We start from the raw sequence: 15,102 nt of genomic DNA, 5'->3' as shown, positions 1-15,102 counted from the left end.
CAAGTTATCCAATTTCTATGCCACTTTTTTTAAATAAAGTTATCCGAAAGTATTGGTACTCAAAGCACAAGCTGCCTGATTGGTTTTACAAAGATTTCGGGAATCTAGTCAATCAGCAACGCGATACTCAATCACGTTTCACGCTTTCCCAGACAGATTTCTATCCCTGTTTGGCCGACCGAACCAATACAACCCCAATCGATCGGCATTATATATATCATCCGGCCTGGGCCGCGCGTATTATTGCCCTTACTTCTCCCACCCTCCACATCGATATCTCTTCAACAATCCATTTTAGTACAATACTGTCGGCATTTGTTCAAACTGAGTTTTATGATTATAGACCTGCCGAGTTGGAGCTAGATAACTTCCTTTCGGATAGAGCCGATCTCACTAGCCTATTTTTTACTAATGATTCAGTGCAATCACTTTCCTGTATGCATACAGTGGAACATGTGGGGCTAGGTCGTTATGGCGATCCAATTGATTATAATGGGGATATAAAAGCCATGTACGAACTAGCGCGGGTGCTTGCACCCGGCGGCTGTTTATTATTTGTGATACCTGTTGGGTATGAAAGTAAGATATTATTTAATGCGCACCGAATATATACTGCTGCCTCTGTTGCTGAACGTTTTAAGAGCCTAGGGCTGAAACTGGTCGAGTTTTCATACATTCCAGAGAATAATGGTAGAATGGTCAGTAGCGACATTCAAAGCTTTGTGACTACTGATAAATACGGCTGTGGTTGCTTTTGGTTTACCAAGTAAACATGATCATCGTAAAATTACAGGGGGGTTAGGAAATCAGTTGTTTCAATATGCCACTGCTCGCGCTGTGGCGCATCATCATGAGACTTCAGTAGCCTTTGATTTGCATTCGTTCCAAAACCACACCATTGATCCGGACACTACTCCTCGCGCCTATGAATTAGCGGCCTTGGGCATCAGTGCAGTACAGCCTTCACTGTTTGATGGCCTAGCGCTGGGTATACGCGCAGTTCCTTACCAGAGCAGATTGCAAAAGCTTGTTCGCAGGTGGAGACGTATCACCGAATACCGGGAAATACATATGGGCTATGACCCAGCTATTTTAAAAAAAACTACTGCTAACACCTATTTAATTGGCTATTTCCAATCGGAGCTTTATTTTGAAAATATTCAGAGTATACTACGTAAGGAGTTAAAGTTTATTTCTAATCCTGATTCCGATCTGACTGGGTTTCCTAACAGCTCCAACCCTGTAAGCTTGCACATTCGGCGTGGTGATTATGTTACAAATGCGAGGGCAAGGCAGTTGCATGGTCTATGCTCGCTGGATTACTATCAAAAAGCTGCCACCTACCTAGCAAACCGACTTGGAGAGATTCACCTATTTGTTTTTTCTGATGATCAGGCATGGGCACGGAAAAACTTATCTTTGCCCTACCCTATTACCTTTGTAGAAAAGCACGAGGGTCGGAACAGCTTCTATGATATGTACTTGATGAGTCAATGTAAGCATCACATTATTGCCAATAGCAGTTTTAGCTGGTGGGGAGCATGGCTTAATCCGTCTCATAATAAGATCGTAGTAGCTCCTAGCCGCTGGCTGGCCCATGAGGTGCAAGCAAATGAGTCCGCAGACCGAATTCCACTTGGGTGGGTACGGATTTGATAGGATCCTATTATATAAAGAATTCAAGCAGCTGAATGTGGGCTTACTGATCCTGCGTGACCTCGAGCCTCGCACGAAGAGAATCCCCGCCTGGGAAACTGGCGGGGATTTTTATTTGGGTATAAAATCAAAAGCACGCCTTTCTTTTTGCAAAAACTTTTCTTTAATAAAAATCTTTCCCAGCCTCATACTTGTGTTTTTCTTTTCTCTGGCAGCACTAGCCCAAGCTCCGCCACCCAAGAAGCTTAGTGACGCACCGCCCGGAGAGACGAACCCCAACATTATCTACATCATGGCCGATGACTTGGGATACTTTGACCTGGGCAGCTACCGGTCCCCTGGCGCGAGCAATCCCTACAATGAAACACCACATCTGGATTCGCTGGAGCGGCACGGGCTGCGCTTCACGCAGGCCTACGCGGCCAGTCCGGTGTGTTCGCCCTCGCGGGCGGCGATTTTGACGGGTCGCCACCCGGCGCGTTACGGCCTCACCAACTTCATCGCGGGCAACCGCACTGATCCCACCTCACCCGTGAATCCCTGCGGGAGGACCTCAGCGAAAGCAAGAACCTGTCGGCTTCGATGCCGAGAAAAAAGCAGGAAATGGCCACTCAGTGGAAAGCCTGGCAGCAGCAGGTGAAGGCCAATATGCCAGCGAAGAAATAGGGAAGCAAGGGAGTACCTTAAAATTTCGGTCTGATTTTGTGTATATTTCAGACATAAAAATATTGACGTTCCATGTACTTGATCTTTTAAATCGGGACGATCGCGAGATTGCTATGCTGGTAGCTTACCAGTTTACGACTAAGGAAAACCTTGGCTTGGAAAAGCCACCGAAGCATTAAGCCTGGTATGATCCAGCTTATAGTTTCAGCTAACTTTTTTATTTATAGTGATTTTTCTTTTCAATTACCAACCTTGGTTTTGAAAGAGCAGTATACAATCGCTCGGCCTCCCATAAAGGCCTTGCAAAGCTACACCGGAACTTATGATAGCAGGATTAGGCACATTTAAGGGCAGGGATGACAGACCTCTGGATTGGCAATCATTCACAAACCTACCCTCAGACATTATACATACACTATGTTGGAAAATCTGGTACAGGCCATCGAGGGCAGCTGTGGCAAACAGACAGGAAAATTTATCAGTAGACCGCATCTATCTTTTCGGCTGGCCTGTCTGTGCACAGTACTTGTCATAGTCACAGGAGGGGATGCCCTCATCAGTGTTTGGTCCGGATATGCCAAGTTAGCCGAATCAGCTACATGGCAATTTCTACAAAAGCAGATTGCCTCTCCCCTAAGTGCGCTTTCTGAATACGGTCTTTTTCACCATACCTCCAAGATGTACTACCGGCTGTTTCCGGTTTACTTGGGAAAATTATGCTGGGGTTGCTCTTTAAGAAAACTGATGTACTTCCTAATAGGCTTGGAATATCTGGCTGGCTTTTTGTTTTTTTATTTCACTTTCAAGGCATTAAAACCCTATTGTGAAAACCATATAGCCCTTACCTGGCTATTGGTAGGAATGGCTTTTACTTTTCTGGGGAAAATCTTTTTTTGGGATACTTACGCGTATTTTGATGCTTTTGCCCTGCTTTTCCTGCTGATGAGCATGAAAAGTAATAACCCGTTCCTTATTTTCTCGTATATATGCCTGGCGTTATGGACAGATGAGAGATCATTCGTTGCTTCCATTTTAGTGGGGGTGTGGTGGTTTTTAGATACTAGTTCTTCGCTCCATCCCAAGACTTTTTTTCGCACCCCCCTGTGGCCGCTGATTCCTCAACAGTGGGCTATATTTCTCGCCGTGACTGTCACTATCTCTTTGCGTTGGGTTTTGTCACTCCAATTCAACCGCCCTTCCGTTGCAAGCCTTGCGCAAACACTGGCCGAAGTGAAGTTTGTACTCATACAGCAACGCCTGGTCGAACTGGTACCATTCGTTACCGTTGCCAGCTTTGAAAGCTATTGGATTTACATCATCGGTACTCTCGCAATACTTTGGTTATATCGGGAACGGTGGGGCTTTATCCTTTACCTAATGGCACTCGGAGCTTCCCTTGGAATTTCTTTCCTGGTGTATGATATGACTCGTAGCCTCATGTATGCTTTTCCTGCCATTTTTATCGGTATAAGAATCTTGGCAAGGGAACTTTCACCCGAAGCTTTTCAAAGAATGACCTTGTATGTGATGTTGACAGCCGTCCTCTTCCCCACTTACTATTTATCCCACTACATGTGGCCATTTTTTCTTCGGATTCTGAGATTTGAGTGATGAATCGGGAGAGTACACGGCTGAATTCCGGGTACTCCTTGGCTGGTCCATACCAGGAAGCGCTGAATTACACTTTCCTTAGATGATTTATTGACTTTTACCGTTTCTCCTCAAATTCCGGTTTTCTGGCGTTGATGCGCACATAGCTGCCCGCGGCGGATGCGTTGTGCCCGAAGCCGCAGTCATAGGCACCGTCGAGGTAGTCCACCCGAACCGTATTTTCCCCGAACGTGAACAGGAGCTTACACTTCCCGAAATCATCGTTTTCATATACGGCTTTATTGCTTTTCAGAGCAAGAGTGGTTTTTTCTAGGGTGGCTATGTTATAGGCTGGTCCACCCGTCACGGCGCTCACGGCGATCGTGATTTTGGTGGGACTCGCCTGCACGACCTTCAATTCACCCGAGCCTTCCTCTTTTCCAAAAGCGTAGTAATAGGTCCCCGTCAGGTTGGGTAACAACTTGGCGGGAACCGAGGTTTTGGCAGTTTCCTTTAAAGCGACGGTAAAGTCTTTGGCATCGCGTTGGGGGGCGCTCCAGGTACCCGTCCAGCCGGTGCCCTTGGGTTCGAGGGAATATAGGCCAGTCACCTCGCCGTTGCGCATCAGTTCGTGCAGGAATAGGTTGCCTGCCGTCAGGCTGCCTACTACTGTGATCGGGATGCCTTTTTTCTTATACACCACCGTCCCAAAAAGAGCCTCTCCATCCTGCGTCAGGGTCAGGATAATCGGGATTTTGGTATTGATGGTACCTTCGTAGGTACGTTGGGTGAGCGATTGGGCCAATAGGCTTGACGTGAAAAGCCAGAAGCTGAGCAATACAAGTAAACGGTACATGGACATGAATCAGGAAGAAATTATACTTTGAAAATCATTCTTTTTCGGTAAAAAACCGACAGAATCACCAACCAGATGGCCAGGTAAATCAAGGCTCCGGCCAGGGAAGCGACCTTGGGTTCGGAAAAGTACGGAGCGATCTGGTAAGTATATAGATAGCTTTGCAGACCAATCGGATCGTGGGCCGGGTCGATCGGGTGGGGTACTTTGATGCCATTCAGTGCGCGGGGAATAATGCCTGAAAAGTAAAACACTACCATCGGATTGACGCCGAATATCAGAAAAGGCACGATCCAGCCTTTTGTCCATTGTTTGTAATCAATCACCAAATAGAGCCCCGCCAGCAGTACCAGCGCGATACCCGCCGCATAGAGTACATACGAGCTGGTCCAGAGGGCTTTGTTGATGGGAAAAATAACATTCCAGAGCAGACCCAGCCCTATGCCAGTCATCCCGATCATTAGCATGTACCATACTTTTTTCTCCTTAGTTAAAGTACTCCTCAACAAGGTACCCGTCAGCAGCCCGGCGATACCGGTGCCAATGGCTGGCAGGGTACTCAGGATACCTTCCGGATCCCAGGTTTTGGACGTAACCCATAAATGATTGGGCAGCAACGCGTAATCCAACCACGCTGCCAGGTTGGTACCTTTCGCTACATTAGCCGCACCTACTTCTGGCACAGGAACGAGGGTCATTAAAGCCCAGTACAGTAATAGAATGACAATCCCTACCATTGCCTGTACAGAAGTTGAAGTAGTGAGGTAGAGCAAAGAAACGACCAGGTACACCACAGCAATGCGTTGGAGTACCCCGGGAATGCGGACATTGGCATAGTCTTCAAATCCACCAAAGGCCAGTATTAGCATCAACACAAAAATCCCTAGTGCCACATAGAGTTGCCGCTGCCGAGCATATTCACCGAACAGTGCTACCACTACCAAGGCCGTAATAAAGAGCCGAACGATCAACAGAGAGCTACCTTCCAGACCCAACAGGTGGATTTTGGAAAAGAAATTCAGGAACAAACCCAGGCAGAAAATCCTTAGGAAACGAGTCAGTATTTTTTGCCAGGTGACACGGTCCAAAACTTTTCGGGGGGTAGCTAGTACTGTGGTGATGCCCACAATGAACAGGAACGTGGGAAACACCAGATCGGTGGGGGTGCAACCATGCCACTCGGCGTGCAGAAAGGGCGCGTACACGCTGCCCCAATCGCCGGGATTGTTCACGATGGTCATCAGCATGATCGTGAGTCCGCGCAGTACATCGAGCGAGAGCAAGCGATCTTTCATGGGGCAGGGAGGAGGTAAAATCAAGTGCTAAGGTACACCTGATTTTATAAAAACCTAAGAGGGAGAGAAGGCTTCCACGCCTTTGAAAAGGTACCCTACCCCCTTCAGCGTCATAATCTCCAGAGTGGGATCGTCCCGGAAGTAATCGCGCAGACGGGTGATGTACACATCCAGGTTTCGTGAATTGAAGAAGGAGTCGTCGCCCCACACCCGCAGCAGAATGTCCCGCCGCTGTACTTTGAAATTCCGGTTTTCGACCAGAATACTCAGCAATTCCGTCTCGCGATGCGAAAGTTTGCGTACCTCCCCGCTCCGGTGCAGCTCATATTGCTGCGGAAAAAACGTATAACTGCCCAGCTGTATCCGCTCCATTTCCTGCGGAGCGCGCTGCCCGTTGGGCTGTGCCATCCGGTAGAGATTCCGGATCCGAACGATGAGTTCCTCCATACTGAAAGGTTTTCGGATGTAGTCATTTCCACCCGATTCGAACCCTTTCAAAACGTCTTCGGTCTGGGTTTTGGCCGTCAGGAATAGCAATGGAATGGCCGGATTACGGGCGCGGATTTCCCTGGCCAGCTCGTAGCCGTCGCGGTGCGGGAGCATCACATCCAGCAGGCACAGGTCGGGCCGGACGCTTTCGTACCGGGCCATCACTTCGGCCCCGTCGGCCACCATGCACACCTCAAAGTCGCGGCTTTCGAGGCTTTCCTTCACAATTTTGCCCAAAAAAGGCTCGTCCTCAACGTACAGTAGTTTGATGCGGGTCATGGGTCGGAGGTACAGAATACGATGAAACCTGACTCGGGGTCAGCGGTAAAAAAAGCATAAAGCGACTACCCTGCTCCAGTTCACTTTCTACTTCAATGCGCCCGCGGTGCGCTTTCAACACGCTGGCTGCATAGCTGAGGCCAAGGCCGTAGCCTTTGACGTCATGCGTATTGCCGGTAGGTACCCGAAAGAATTTTTCGAAAATTTTATGGCGGTAGGCCTCGGAAATTCCCATTCCCCGGTCGGCCACTTCCAGCCGCAGGTACCCGGACTGCCTGCCTAGCCGGACGGTTATTTCTGGAGCGCCTTGGCTATATTTCAGAGCGTTGTCCAGCAGATTGTAAAGCACATGGGTCAGGTGCACCCGATCGGCCGTCAGGCAAAACTCTTCTCCGTCCCGCTCATATCGGTACTGTGCCCCGTACTTTTCAAACTGAGGCTTCATAGTATGCAGTACCTGCTGTACCAGCTGATCCATATCCAGTTGCTCGGGTGAAAGCGTCAGACTATGCTGCTCCTGTTGCGCGATTTTCAGCACTTTGTCCACCAGCATGGCCAGGCGATCCAGTTCGGTTTTAGATACGGCCAGGTACTCCCTGATTTTCTCCGGATCGCGGGCGGCACCAAAATTTTGCAAAGCTTCCAGGGCTACGCTCACCGTGGCGATGGGCGTTTTGAGTTCGTGGGTGACGTTGCTGATAAAATCATTTTTCAGTGCCATCAATCGTTGCTGGCGTTGCATAGTACGGTAAATGACCGCAAAGGCCAGGGCCGTGATAGCCAGCAGGAATACTGAAACCAGGATTTGCGGCATAACCTTGCGGAACAGATAGGACCTGTATTCGGCCAGGCTCGCCGAATACTTCGATCCCATGGGCATGCTGCTGCTGGTCATGACGGACAAGCTCGGCAAAGTACCGGCAAGACTATCGGCAGAAGGACCAGGACTGCGCCGAACGGTGAAGGGTAGGTTAAGGTTGGCTTTCTGCAACCGTTGCGCATAACCGGTCCGCAGGTCGCCGAGTTTCAGGGAATCATTGCCCAGCCGGATCACGAACCGGTGGCCGGGCGGTGAAGTCGTGACCGAGGAGTCTTCCCGTTGCGAGAGAATCCGGCTCTGAATCGGCTTCAAAACCCCGACCATCATTTGTTTTACCGAATCCAACTTGTCGGTAGAGGCCATGATCCGGACTTCTATATTGGTATATCCTGCCGAATCGCGTACGAAAACCCGCCGGGCCGGAAGGGTACCCGTCAGCGAATCACCCGAGCTATCACGCGACTTAAAGATTTTCATTTCCCGGGCCTGTAGGTCGGAAAAGGCTTCATGGAAATCGGTCGGCGCGGCAGTTCTTCTTTTGAAAAATAATAGCGTATCACTCTTTTGAGGTACCGTCCCCCGTTTTTTCAATGATGATCCTTTTTTCTCTTCGACCTTCTGCTCCCGAAAGGATACTGATACCTTTTGCTGGAGCACAGAGTCTTCCAGGGCCTGAACGGTCGATTGAAACAACAGGAAGGCTTCTTTTTGCAGCAGATTTTTCTGTTCGAAGTATTCTTTACGCAGCCAGAAGGCCTGAAAAGCCGCCAGCAATACGAGACTGGCGGCCATCAGAACAGCGGGTACTATTCTCCTGCGGGAATTTTTCATCTGCTACGCAAAACCAAACAAACCGCTACTCAGCGGACTCCTGAAAGCTAATTCCTAAATATACGCACTCCTCCAATACCGCCCGCTTCCTTCATATAATCGTCACGGATTTTATTGAATTCCGTCTCCGTCACCTTTTTTCCCCCCGAGGGTACCTTCAGATCGCCGTCTTCCAGTTTTTTAAAAGTTAGGTTGGCCGCCGTATAAATCATTTCGCCTTCATTCATATCCAATTCCAGAATCAGCCCCGGCAAGCCGCCGTAACCCGCCGGACCGCTGGGTACCGGGATAGCATCGGCAAACCACGCTACGAAGCTCTGCTTCCGCTCGGGGTTCGCGTAGGTAGCCTGCATGCAGTCGTAGCCGTTTATCTTCTTCGACTCGCCGGTGAGCTTCCAGGGAATTTGCCGTAATTCGTCCTGAATCAGGAATTTCTGTCCGGCCAGCTCACGCAGTTCCACGTTTTTTTTCTGATCAAAATTACGATATACTTCGCTCAAGGGTACCCTGATCACCATCCGTACCGTATTGCCTCCCGCGTCAGTGGCTTCCTCGTTGGCATCGTTGACGGCCACCGCTTTATACAATGATTCTCCTCCCCGGAAAGCCAGTTGCATTTTGTTAATGCGGAATTCAGGTACCATGGCCTTCATGGATTCGTCGGGCAGCCGCCGGTGCATGTTGATTTTCTGGTCATAGCCTACAATCCCTTCGTTCTGCTGCGCTACGGCGTTGCCTAGGTAGCTTAGGGCAATTAGGAAACCTAGCATTGTCTTTTTCATAGTTCTTTCTTGTTTTAGGAAAAATTCAGTTCATTATGTGTTTAAATATGAATCAATTCACTCAAAATCAGCCTCCCCGTAGTATGCGAATGCCGCCGCTTTGTGGGGGCCGCTGAATTCCCAGCGAATAGGTAAAGCTGAGCAGGAAGTACCGTTGCAGCGAGAGTGTCCGCTCATCCTGCACGAAGTTGGCCTGGGCCACGCGGTTGATGACCACATTGCGATTGAGCAAATCCACCGCCGAGAGCTTCACTTCGCCCCGCTTGTTTTTCAGGAACGACTTCGCCACCGACGCATTCCAGAGGGGTACCTTCTGGCTGAAATCCGAATCAGGAAAATTGTAAACCGCATAGTCGAGTGTAGAACTGAGTCTGACGATTTTGCCCAGTTGCCAGTTGGCTTCCACATCGTAGTTCTGGTTGGTAAAGCGCTGGTTCAGACCGGTATTGAGCGAGTAGGCCGTCTGGTTGTAGGTCAGGCGGGCGCTGGCCGAAATATCGAATACTTCCTTGTAGCGGTACTCCATCCGCAGGGTACTCCGGCTTACGAGGCGGCGGGTCTGGTTGTCGGTACCGTTGACGGGCGTGATGGAGCGGTTGTACAGCAGGTTGGTACTTACATTCACGCGGGTACTGATGGGCTTGATCCGAAAACCCTTCGACACGTCGCCCGTAACCGTATAGTCGTTCCGCACATTTACGGGGCGGAAGGTACGCACCAGCCGCTCGTCGATCTGCTGGCTGTCGGTGATGCGGTTGGCTGTGTAGGTAAAATTCAGGTACCCGAACAGATTGCTGAACCGCAGTTGGTTGAAGTCAAAAAACTGCATCGTCAACCGGTGGTTGTACTCGGGCCGTAGGTTGGGGTTTCCTTCGTAAATATTGAGTGGATCGCTGTTGTCCACCACGGGCGAAAGCTGCTGGATAGACGGCTCGCGTACATCGGTGTCGTAGGTCAGATTGAGGTTGCGGGTCGTGGAAAAATTATACTGGAAGCGGCCATTCGGCAAGGCGTTCAGAAAGCTGCGGTCGATATCCACATCGCGCAGTGTCAGTTCGCCCCGAAGCACCGACTGCTGCACGCTCATACCCAGCGAAGCATTGTATTTCTGCTGGCTGGCCCGCAGATTGAAACCCCGCGCTGGTACGTAAAGTCGTTGCGGTACGCGTTGCTCAACTGACTGTTCAGACGGCGGGTTGGTCCTTCGCCAGTAAGATCATATACCTTGCGATCCAGGTTGTTCAGGGTTTTCTGCCAGGCATAGTTCAGCTCAAGGTACCTGCGGTTGCCCAGAGGCTCGGTATAGGAAAGCGTGGCTCCGAAATTCTGCTGGTCGTTGGTCTGCTCATTGACCTGCCGCAGACTATCCACCCGCACGGGTTCGGTACCGCATTCGAAAAAGCGGTTGGTAGCCCGCAGGGTACCCTCCCGATCGCTCTGATCCAGCCCAAAGGTGAGATTGGACGAAATCGTACGGCCTTTTTTGGCAAAGCGGTGGCGCAGCAACAGGTCGGAGTTCAGGCGGATACCGTCGCTCTGCGAAGTACTGGTGCGGGTACCTTCGTTTTCCAGTTGTCCGTTGGCCCCGAACGCCCGGCTTTCGCCCAGTACCGAGGCGCTGTTGCGGCGGTAGTCGAAGCGGTTGGTCCAGCGAAAAGAATTCAGCGAATCAATCTTCTGGTCGAGCACCAGATTGCCTCGGTGGGTTATGTTGCCGGTATGCTGATTGGTATTCTGAATACTCCCGATGGTACCGGCTGGCAGGAACGACTGGCGGTTGGCAATACGGTCGATGTCCTGACCCAGCTGATTGTAGAAGTAGCTGCCATTCACCTCCGTTTTGGGCCTAATCTGATTGTTGAAGTTCACGCCCCCGGCCCAGTTGGTAAGGTACCCATTGGTACGTCCGCCAAAATTCAGGGGTATGGCCGCATCCTCGTCGCTGTTGATCTGAACGCGCACGCCCCCCTGCCCCGACATCATGCGCTGCGAAGCGCCGGTAAAGTTGAGGTAGTCGTCCATGGAAAATCCCTGCTGGTTCACATTATTTCCCATTCCCAAAAACGAAAGCTGCTTGGTTTTGGAAAAGCGGTTAACATTTCCCCGCAGTGCGTAGCGGCTGTCGGGGCCACCGCCGCCCGTCAGGTTGCCGAACGTCATGTTTTTCTTTTCCTCTTTCAGGGTGAGGTTGATGGCTTTTTCGCGTTGCCCGTCGTCAATGCCCGTAAACTGCGCCTGGTCCGATTTCCGATCCAGTACCTGTACCTTGTCGATGGCGTCGGCGGGTAGGTTGCGGGTGGCTATCTTGGGATCACGACCAAAGAACTCTTTGCCGTCCACCGTAACGCGCTGCACTTGCTGGCCCTGCGCCCGCACGGTACCGTCGCGGTCGACCTCCACGCCCGGCAGGCGTTTCAACAGGTCTTCCACCACGGCGTTGGGCTGTACCTTGAAAGAGCCGGCGTTGTACTCGATGGTGTCCTGCTTGATCTGCACCGGAGCACGCTCGCCCCGGATCACCACCTCATCCAGGTCTTTCGGAATGGGCAACAGCGTCAAGGTACCCAGGTCCAGCGTTTCATTGGGCTGTTTGGAAACGGGCTGACGGTATTTCTGCAAGCCTACATAGGTAATTTGCAGCAGGTACCCCTCGTTGGCAACATTTTTAAATTCAAAACCTCCGCTGCCCTGCGAGCGGGCAAAAGAAACCAGAGAAGAATCGCGCCCGCTCAGAAGCATAACGGTAGCGCCGTCGAGGGCGTGCTGGGCGGAGTCTACTACCGTACCTCGAATATTAACTTGGGTTGGATTCTGGGCGAGAGTCGGAGGGGCAAACCAGCAGAGGAACAAGGGTAAAAGAAGGGAAACATTTTTCATGGCTGATAGTACTTTTTCATCAAGTCGAATACCCGACCTCACAAAAGTACCCTGGCCTCCGCAGGAAGCAGGTTAATGATCCTTGCATTAAGGTTAATTAAGGTTAATGCAGAAATTTGAATTTCAAGGCTGCCCTGCCTACTGATACAACGGCTGGTTCGGGCAGGATTTTCAGAAAGTGCATTTTCGACCCATGAATTTTCCGGCGCTCTTTTCTGTTTTTCCAGTGCTTTGGGCAGGTACCCTACCTCGCCCGTATAAACTCATTTTTAAATAACATTCCCCGACTACATGAAAAGCCAAGCAATACAAATCAAAGAAAAAGGTACCCTGGACAATCTGGAACTTGTGACCCTGGAGGTACCTACCCTGGAATCCCACGACATTTTGGTGAAAGTAAAGGCCGCGGGCGTGAATCCGGTAGATTTCAAAGGCGTTTTGAACGGGATTTTTAAAATGCCCTATACCGTGGGTAGCGATATCGCGGGCATCGTGGAGCAGGTCGGCGCCGAAGTCAAAAACTTCGAGGTAGGTCAGGAAGTAATCGGCTCGTTAGAATGGGCAAAGCAGGGCGCTTATGCCGAATACGTGGTTACGGAGGAACGCTATTTAGCCCGAAAACCCGATAACCTGAGCTTTACCGAAGCCGCCGCCGTACCCCTCGTGGCCCTCACAGCTTGGCAGGCGTTATTTGATCATCTCAATATTCAGGCTGGAGAAAAAGTACTGATTCAGGCCGCTGCGGGTGGTGTAGGTACCATGGCCGTACAACTCGCCAAGTGGAAGGGTGCCTATGTGGTGGCCTTGGCCTCTCCCAAAAACGCCTCATTTCTGACCGAATTGGGAGCCGACGAGGTAGTCGATTACAAAAGAGACGACTTGACGGAAACCATTCAGGATGTGGACGCGGCTTTTGATAGCATGGCTACTTCCGCACAGCTTTTCAAAATGTTGAAAAAAGGGGGCCGCTACGTATCCATCACCGCCAAGCCCTCGCAGGAACTGGCCGAAAGCTACGGGGTTTCGGCGACCAACTTCCTGTTTCATTCAGATGCGGCGCAGCTGTCGCAACTCGTGGCGTTGATCGAGGAAGGAAAAATCAAGGTTTTTCTGGATAAGACCTTCCCGCTGGCGGAGGCCAAAGCCGCCCTGGAATATCAGAAACAAGGTCATTCCCGGGGCAAAAATGTTTTATTAGTAGACTGACGGGGTTCCGAAATTCTCAATCATTGCGCCACAGGAGCGAAGAATCGCCATAACTCAGGAAGCGGTATTCGTGGGCGAGGGCTTGTTGGTATATTTTTTTCCAATCCTCGCCCACGAAAGCCGCCACCAGCAGAATGAGCGTGGAGCCGGGCTGGTGGAAATTGGTAATCAACCCTTTGCAAAGCCGAAAGGTGTAGCCGGGAAAAATGAATATTTCGGTTTCGCCCGTTATTTCGCTGAGGTTTTGCTTTTCCATGAAATGCAGCACAGCTTCCAGGGATCTCCGGGCGGAAGGTACCTCGGATTCCGGAATCGAATAAGGATACAGTTTCTCGATCCAGAATTCGGTGCTTTCCTCCCGGAGCAATTTCACCCCGTACCAGTACAAGCTTTCCAGTGACCGCAGCGAGGTGGTACCTACGGGAATAATGTGATCTATTTTTTGAATCAAATGCTCGATAAGCGTCCGCGTGTACACCACCTGTTCGCTGTGCATGCGATGCTCGGTAATGGTCTCGACCTTAATGGGTTGAAAAGTACCCGCCCCCACGTGCAGCGTCAGAAAAGCGCGCTGGGTACCCTTGTCGGCAAGTTGCTGCAATACCGAATCGGTAAAATGCAGCCCGGCCGTAGGCGCGGCTACGGCACCTTCCTGCCGGGCGTAGACGGTCTGGTAGTTTTGCTGGTCCTGCGCTTCGGTAACCCGCCGGAGGTAGGGCGGCAGGGGTATCTCGCCCAGCGCCAGTACGATATCCAAAAAAGAAGCATCACCATCCCAGGCCAACGTCACCCGGTTCTGCTCGTAATCTGCATAAGTAGCTTGCAGGGTGGTAGGTTTGCCTTGTATAGAAATCACGCGGGTCAGTACTTCGGCCGCTTTCCAACGTTTCTTATTCCCGATCATACAAGCCCAGGTACTTGGGCCGGTCACCAGCATGGCGTCGTTGATGATGCGGGTAGGTACCTCGGGGTGTAAAAGCAGAATCTCGATGGTAGCGCCGGTAGCTTTTTGAAAATATACCCGCGCCGGAATTACCTTGGTGTCGTTGAACACCAGCAGACTATCCGCCGGAAGTTGATCGGCCAGTTGCCGGAAATGTAAGTGCTCGATGGTACCCTTTTTATACACCAGCAGTCGGGACGCATCTCGCGGCGACAATGGGTAACGGGCGATGCGCTCGTCGGGTAGCTCGTAGGTATAGTCGCTGAGTCGGATCGAATTAGCCAGGGATAGGGAATCAGGCATGGGGAAAAGAACTTAATCCAGCGAAATTTCCGGTACCGGGGCGCGGAGCAGACGAAGGGGCAGCGACACAAAAATCAGGATCAGCATGCCTAAGCCCAGATAGAACAACCAGGCGAACGAGAACACATCCTGGGAAAACTGGTTGCTGTTGAGGGTCGCTAGGGCGAACAAACTCAGGGCCACGATGGTGTTGATGGCCGCCACCAGGCAGTAGAGCCAGTTGGTCAGGTGCTCGTTTAGTTCCTCCCGATGCTCGGCCCAGGCCCGGCGGTTGGGAATGGGCAGCAGCGACACGGGTACCTTATCGATCGACCGGGCCATGGCCGCAATCACGACATTGTTGAACACGATCAGCCCCATGGCAATGTAAAAAATCGTATCCTTCTCCAGATAGTTTTCGGCCATTCCAGACGATGCAAAACCTACCGCCACCAGGTCGGGCAGCAAAGAATACGTCCAGGCGAGCCCCCTACCACGAGCAGAACCGAAAACCAGCGCCAGATTTTTAT

At 51.0% G+C, this 15,102-nt stretch carries 14 protein-coding genes; 5 read left to right on the top strand and 9 right to left on the bottom strand.

The annotated features are described in order from the left end of the window. Positions 1 to 17: 17 nt before the first annotated feature. From GBK04_RS16775 to GBK04_RS16760, 4 genes are all read left to right on the top strand, one after another. The gene (locus GBK04_RS16775; protein WP_152761616.1) at positions 18 to 770 is read left to right on the top strand and encodes a DUF268 domain-containing protein; all 753 of its coding nucleotides are present in this window, start codon (positions 18 to 20) and stop codon (positions 768 to 770) included. Continuing rightward, positions 745 to 1,656, top strand: a complete 912-nt coding sequence (locus GBK04_RS16770) for an alpha-1,2-fucosyltransferase (RefSeq protein ID WP_152761614.1) — start codon at positions 745 to 747, stop codon at positions 1,654 to 1,656. The genes GBK04_RS16775 and GBK04_RS16770 overlap by 26 nt, the downstream gene beginning before the upstream one ends. A 193-nt stretch (positions 1,657 to 1,849) precedes the next feature. Further along, positions 1,850 to 2,296, top strand: a complete 447-nt coding sequence (locus GBK04_RS16765) for a sulfatase-like hydrolase/transferase (RefSeq protein WP_373331056.1) — start codon at positions 1,850 to 1,852, stop codon at positions 2,294 to 2,296. Between the two features lie 443 nt (positions 2,297 to 2,739). Beyond that, entirely contained in the window at positions 2,740 to 3,933 is a 1,194-nt protein-coding gene (locus GBK04_RS16760) for a hypothetical protein (protein WP_152761610.1), read from the top strand. Positions 3,934 to 4,030: 97 nt separating this feature from the next. Here GBK04_RS16760 and GBK04_RS16755 read toward each other — a convergent pair whose 3' ends face one another. The 7 genes from GBK04_RS16755 to GBK04_RS16725 form a co-directional block, all read right to left on the bottom strand. After that, the gene (locus tag GBK04_RS16755) at positions 4,031 to 4,768 is read right to left on the bottom strand and encodes a hypothetical protein (protein WP_152761608.1); all 738 of its coding nucleotides are present in this window, start codon (positions 4,766 to 4,768) and stop codon (positions 4,031 to 4,033) included. A gap of 20 nt (positions 4,769 to 4,788) precedes the next feature. After that, positions 4,789 to 6,063 (bottom strand): acyltransferase family protein, encoded by a 1,275-nt coding sequence (locus GBK04_RS16750; protein WP_152761606.1) that lies wholly within the window; start codon positions 6,061 to 6,063, stop codon positions 4,789 to 4,791. Positions 6,064 to 6,117: 54 nt separating this feature from the next. Further along, positions 6,118 to 6,831, bottom strand: coding sequence for a response regulator transcription factor (locus GBK04_RS16745; protein WP_152761604.1), 714 nt, complete (start codon positions 6,829 to 6,831; stop codon positions 6,118 to 6,120). After that, positions 6,803 to 8,482 carry a sensor histidine kinase gene (locus GBK04_RS16740; RefSeq protein WP_152761602.1) on the bottom strand — a complete coding sequence of 560 codons (1,680 nt, stop codon included), beginning with the start codon at positions 8,480 to 8,482 and terminating at the stop codon, positions 6,803 to 6,805. The genes GBK04_RS16745 and GBK04_RS16740 overlap by 29 nt, the downstream gene beginning before the upstream one ends. Before the next feature lie 47 nt (positions 8,483 to 8,529). After that, positions 8,530 to 9,264, bottom strand: a complete 735-nt coding sequence (locus GBK04_RS16735; protein ID WP_152761600.1) for a GLPGLI family protein — start codon at positions 9,262 to 9,264, stop codon at positions 8,530 to 8,532. Between the two features lie 67 nt (positions 9,265 to 9,331). Then, on the bottom strand, positions 9,332 to 10,351 hold the full coding sequence (locus GBK04_RS16730) for an outer membrane beta-barrel protein (protein ID WP_152761598.1): 1,020 nt from the start codon (positions 10,349 to 10,351) through the stop codon (positions 9,332 to 9,334). Continuing rightward, positions 10,348 to 12,141: a carboxypeptidase regulatory-like domain-containing protein gene (locus GBK04_RS16725; RefSeq protein WP_152761596.1), complete on the bottom strand. Its 1,794-nt coding sequence runs from the start codon at positions 12,139 to 12,141 to the stop codon at positions 10,348 to 10,350. The genes GBK04_RS16730 and GBK04_RS16725 overlap by 4 nt, the downstream gene beginning before the upstream one ends. 291 nt (positions 12,142 to 12,432) lie before the next feature. On the opposite strand from GBK04_RS16725, the gene GBK04_RS16720 reads away from it, so the two are divergent. After that, positions 12,433 to 13,347: an NADP-dependent oxidoreductase gene (locus GBK04_RS16720; RefSeq protein WP_152761594.1), complete on the top strand. Its 915-nt coding sequence runs from the start codon at positions 12,433 to 12,435 to the stop codon at positions 13,345 to 13,347. A gap of 16 nt (positions 13,348 to 13,363) precedes the next feature. Here GBK04_RS16720 and GBK04_RS16715 read toward each other — a convergent pair whose 3' ends face one another. Together GBK04_RS16715 and GBK04_RS16710 are read right to left on the bottom strand one after the other, a co-directional pair. Continuing rightward, positions 13,364 to 14,593: an S-adenosylmethionine:tRNA ribosyltransferase-isomerase gene (locus tag GBK04_RS16715; protein ID WP_152761592.1), complete on the bottom strand. Its 1,230-nt coding sequence runs from the start codon at positions 14,591 to 14,593 to the stop codon at positions 13,364 to 13,366. 12 nt (positions 14,594 to 14,605) lie between these two features. Then, a complete protein-coding gene (locus GBK04_RS16710) occupies positions 14,606 to 15,040 on the bottom strand; it encodes a hypothetical protein (RefSeq protein WP_373331055.1) in 435 nt (144 codons plus the stop codon). Between the last annotated feature and the right edge of the window lie 62 nt (positions 15,041 to 15,102).

The sequence above is a fragment of the Salmonirosea aquatica genome (genome assembly GCF_009296315.1).
In the GTDB taxonomy this organism is placed as follows: domain Bacteria; phylum Bacteroidota; class Bacteroidia; order Cytophagales; family Spirosomataceae; genus Salmonirosea; species Salmonirosea aquatica.
The sequence above is the reverse complement of the archived record's forward strand: the minus strand, read 5'-3'. Positions and strand labels throughout refer to the sequence as shown.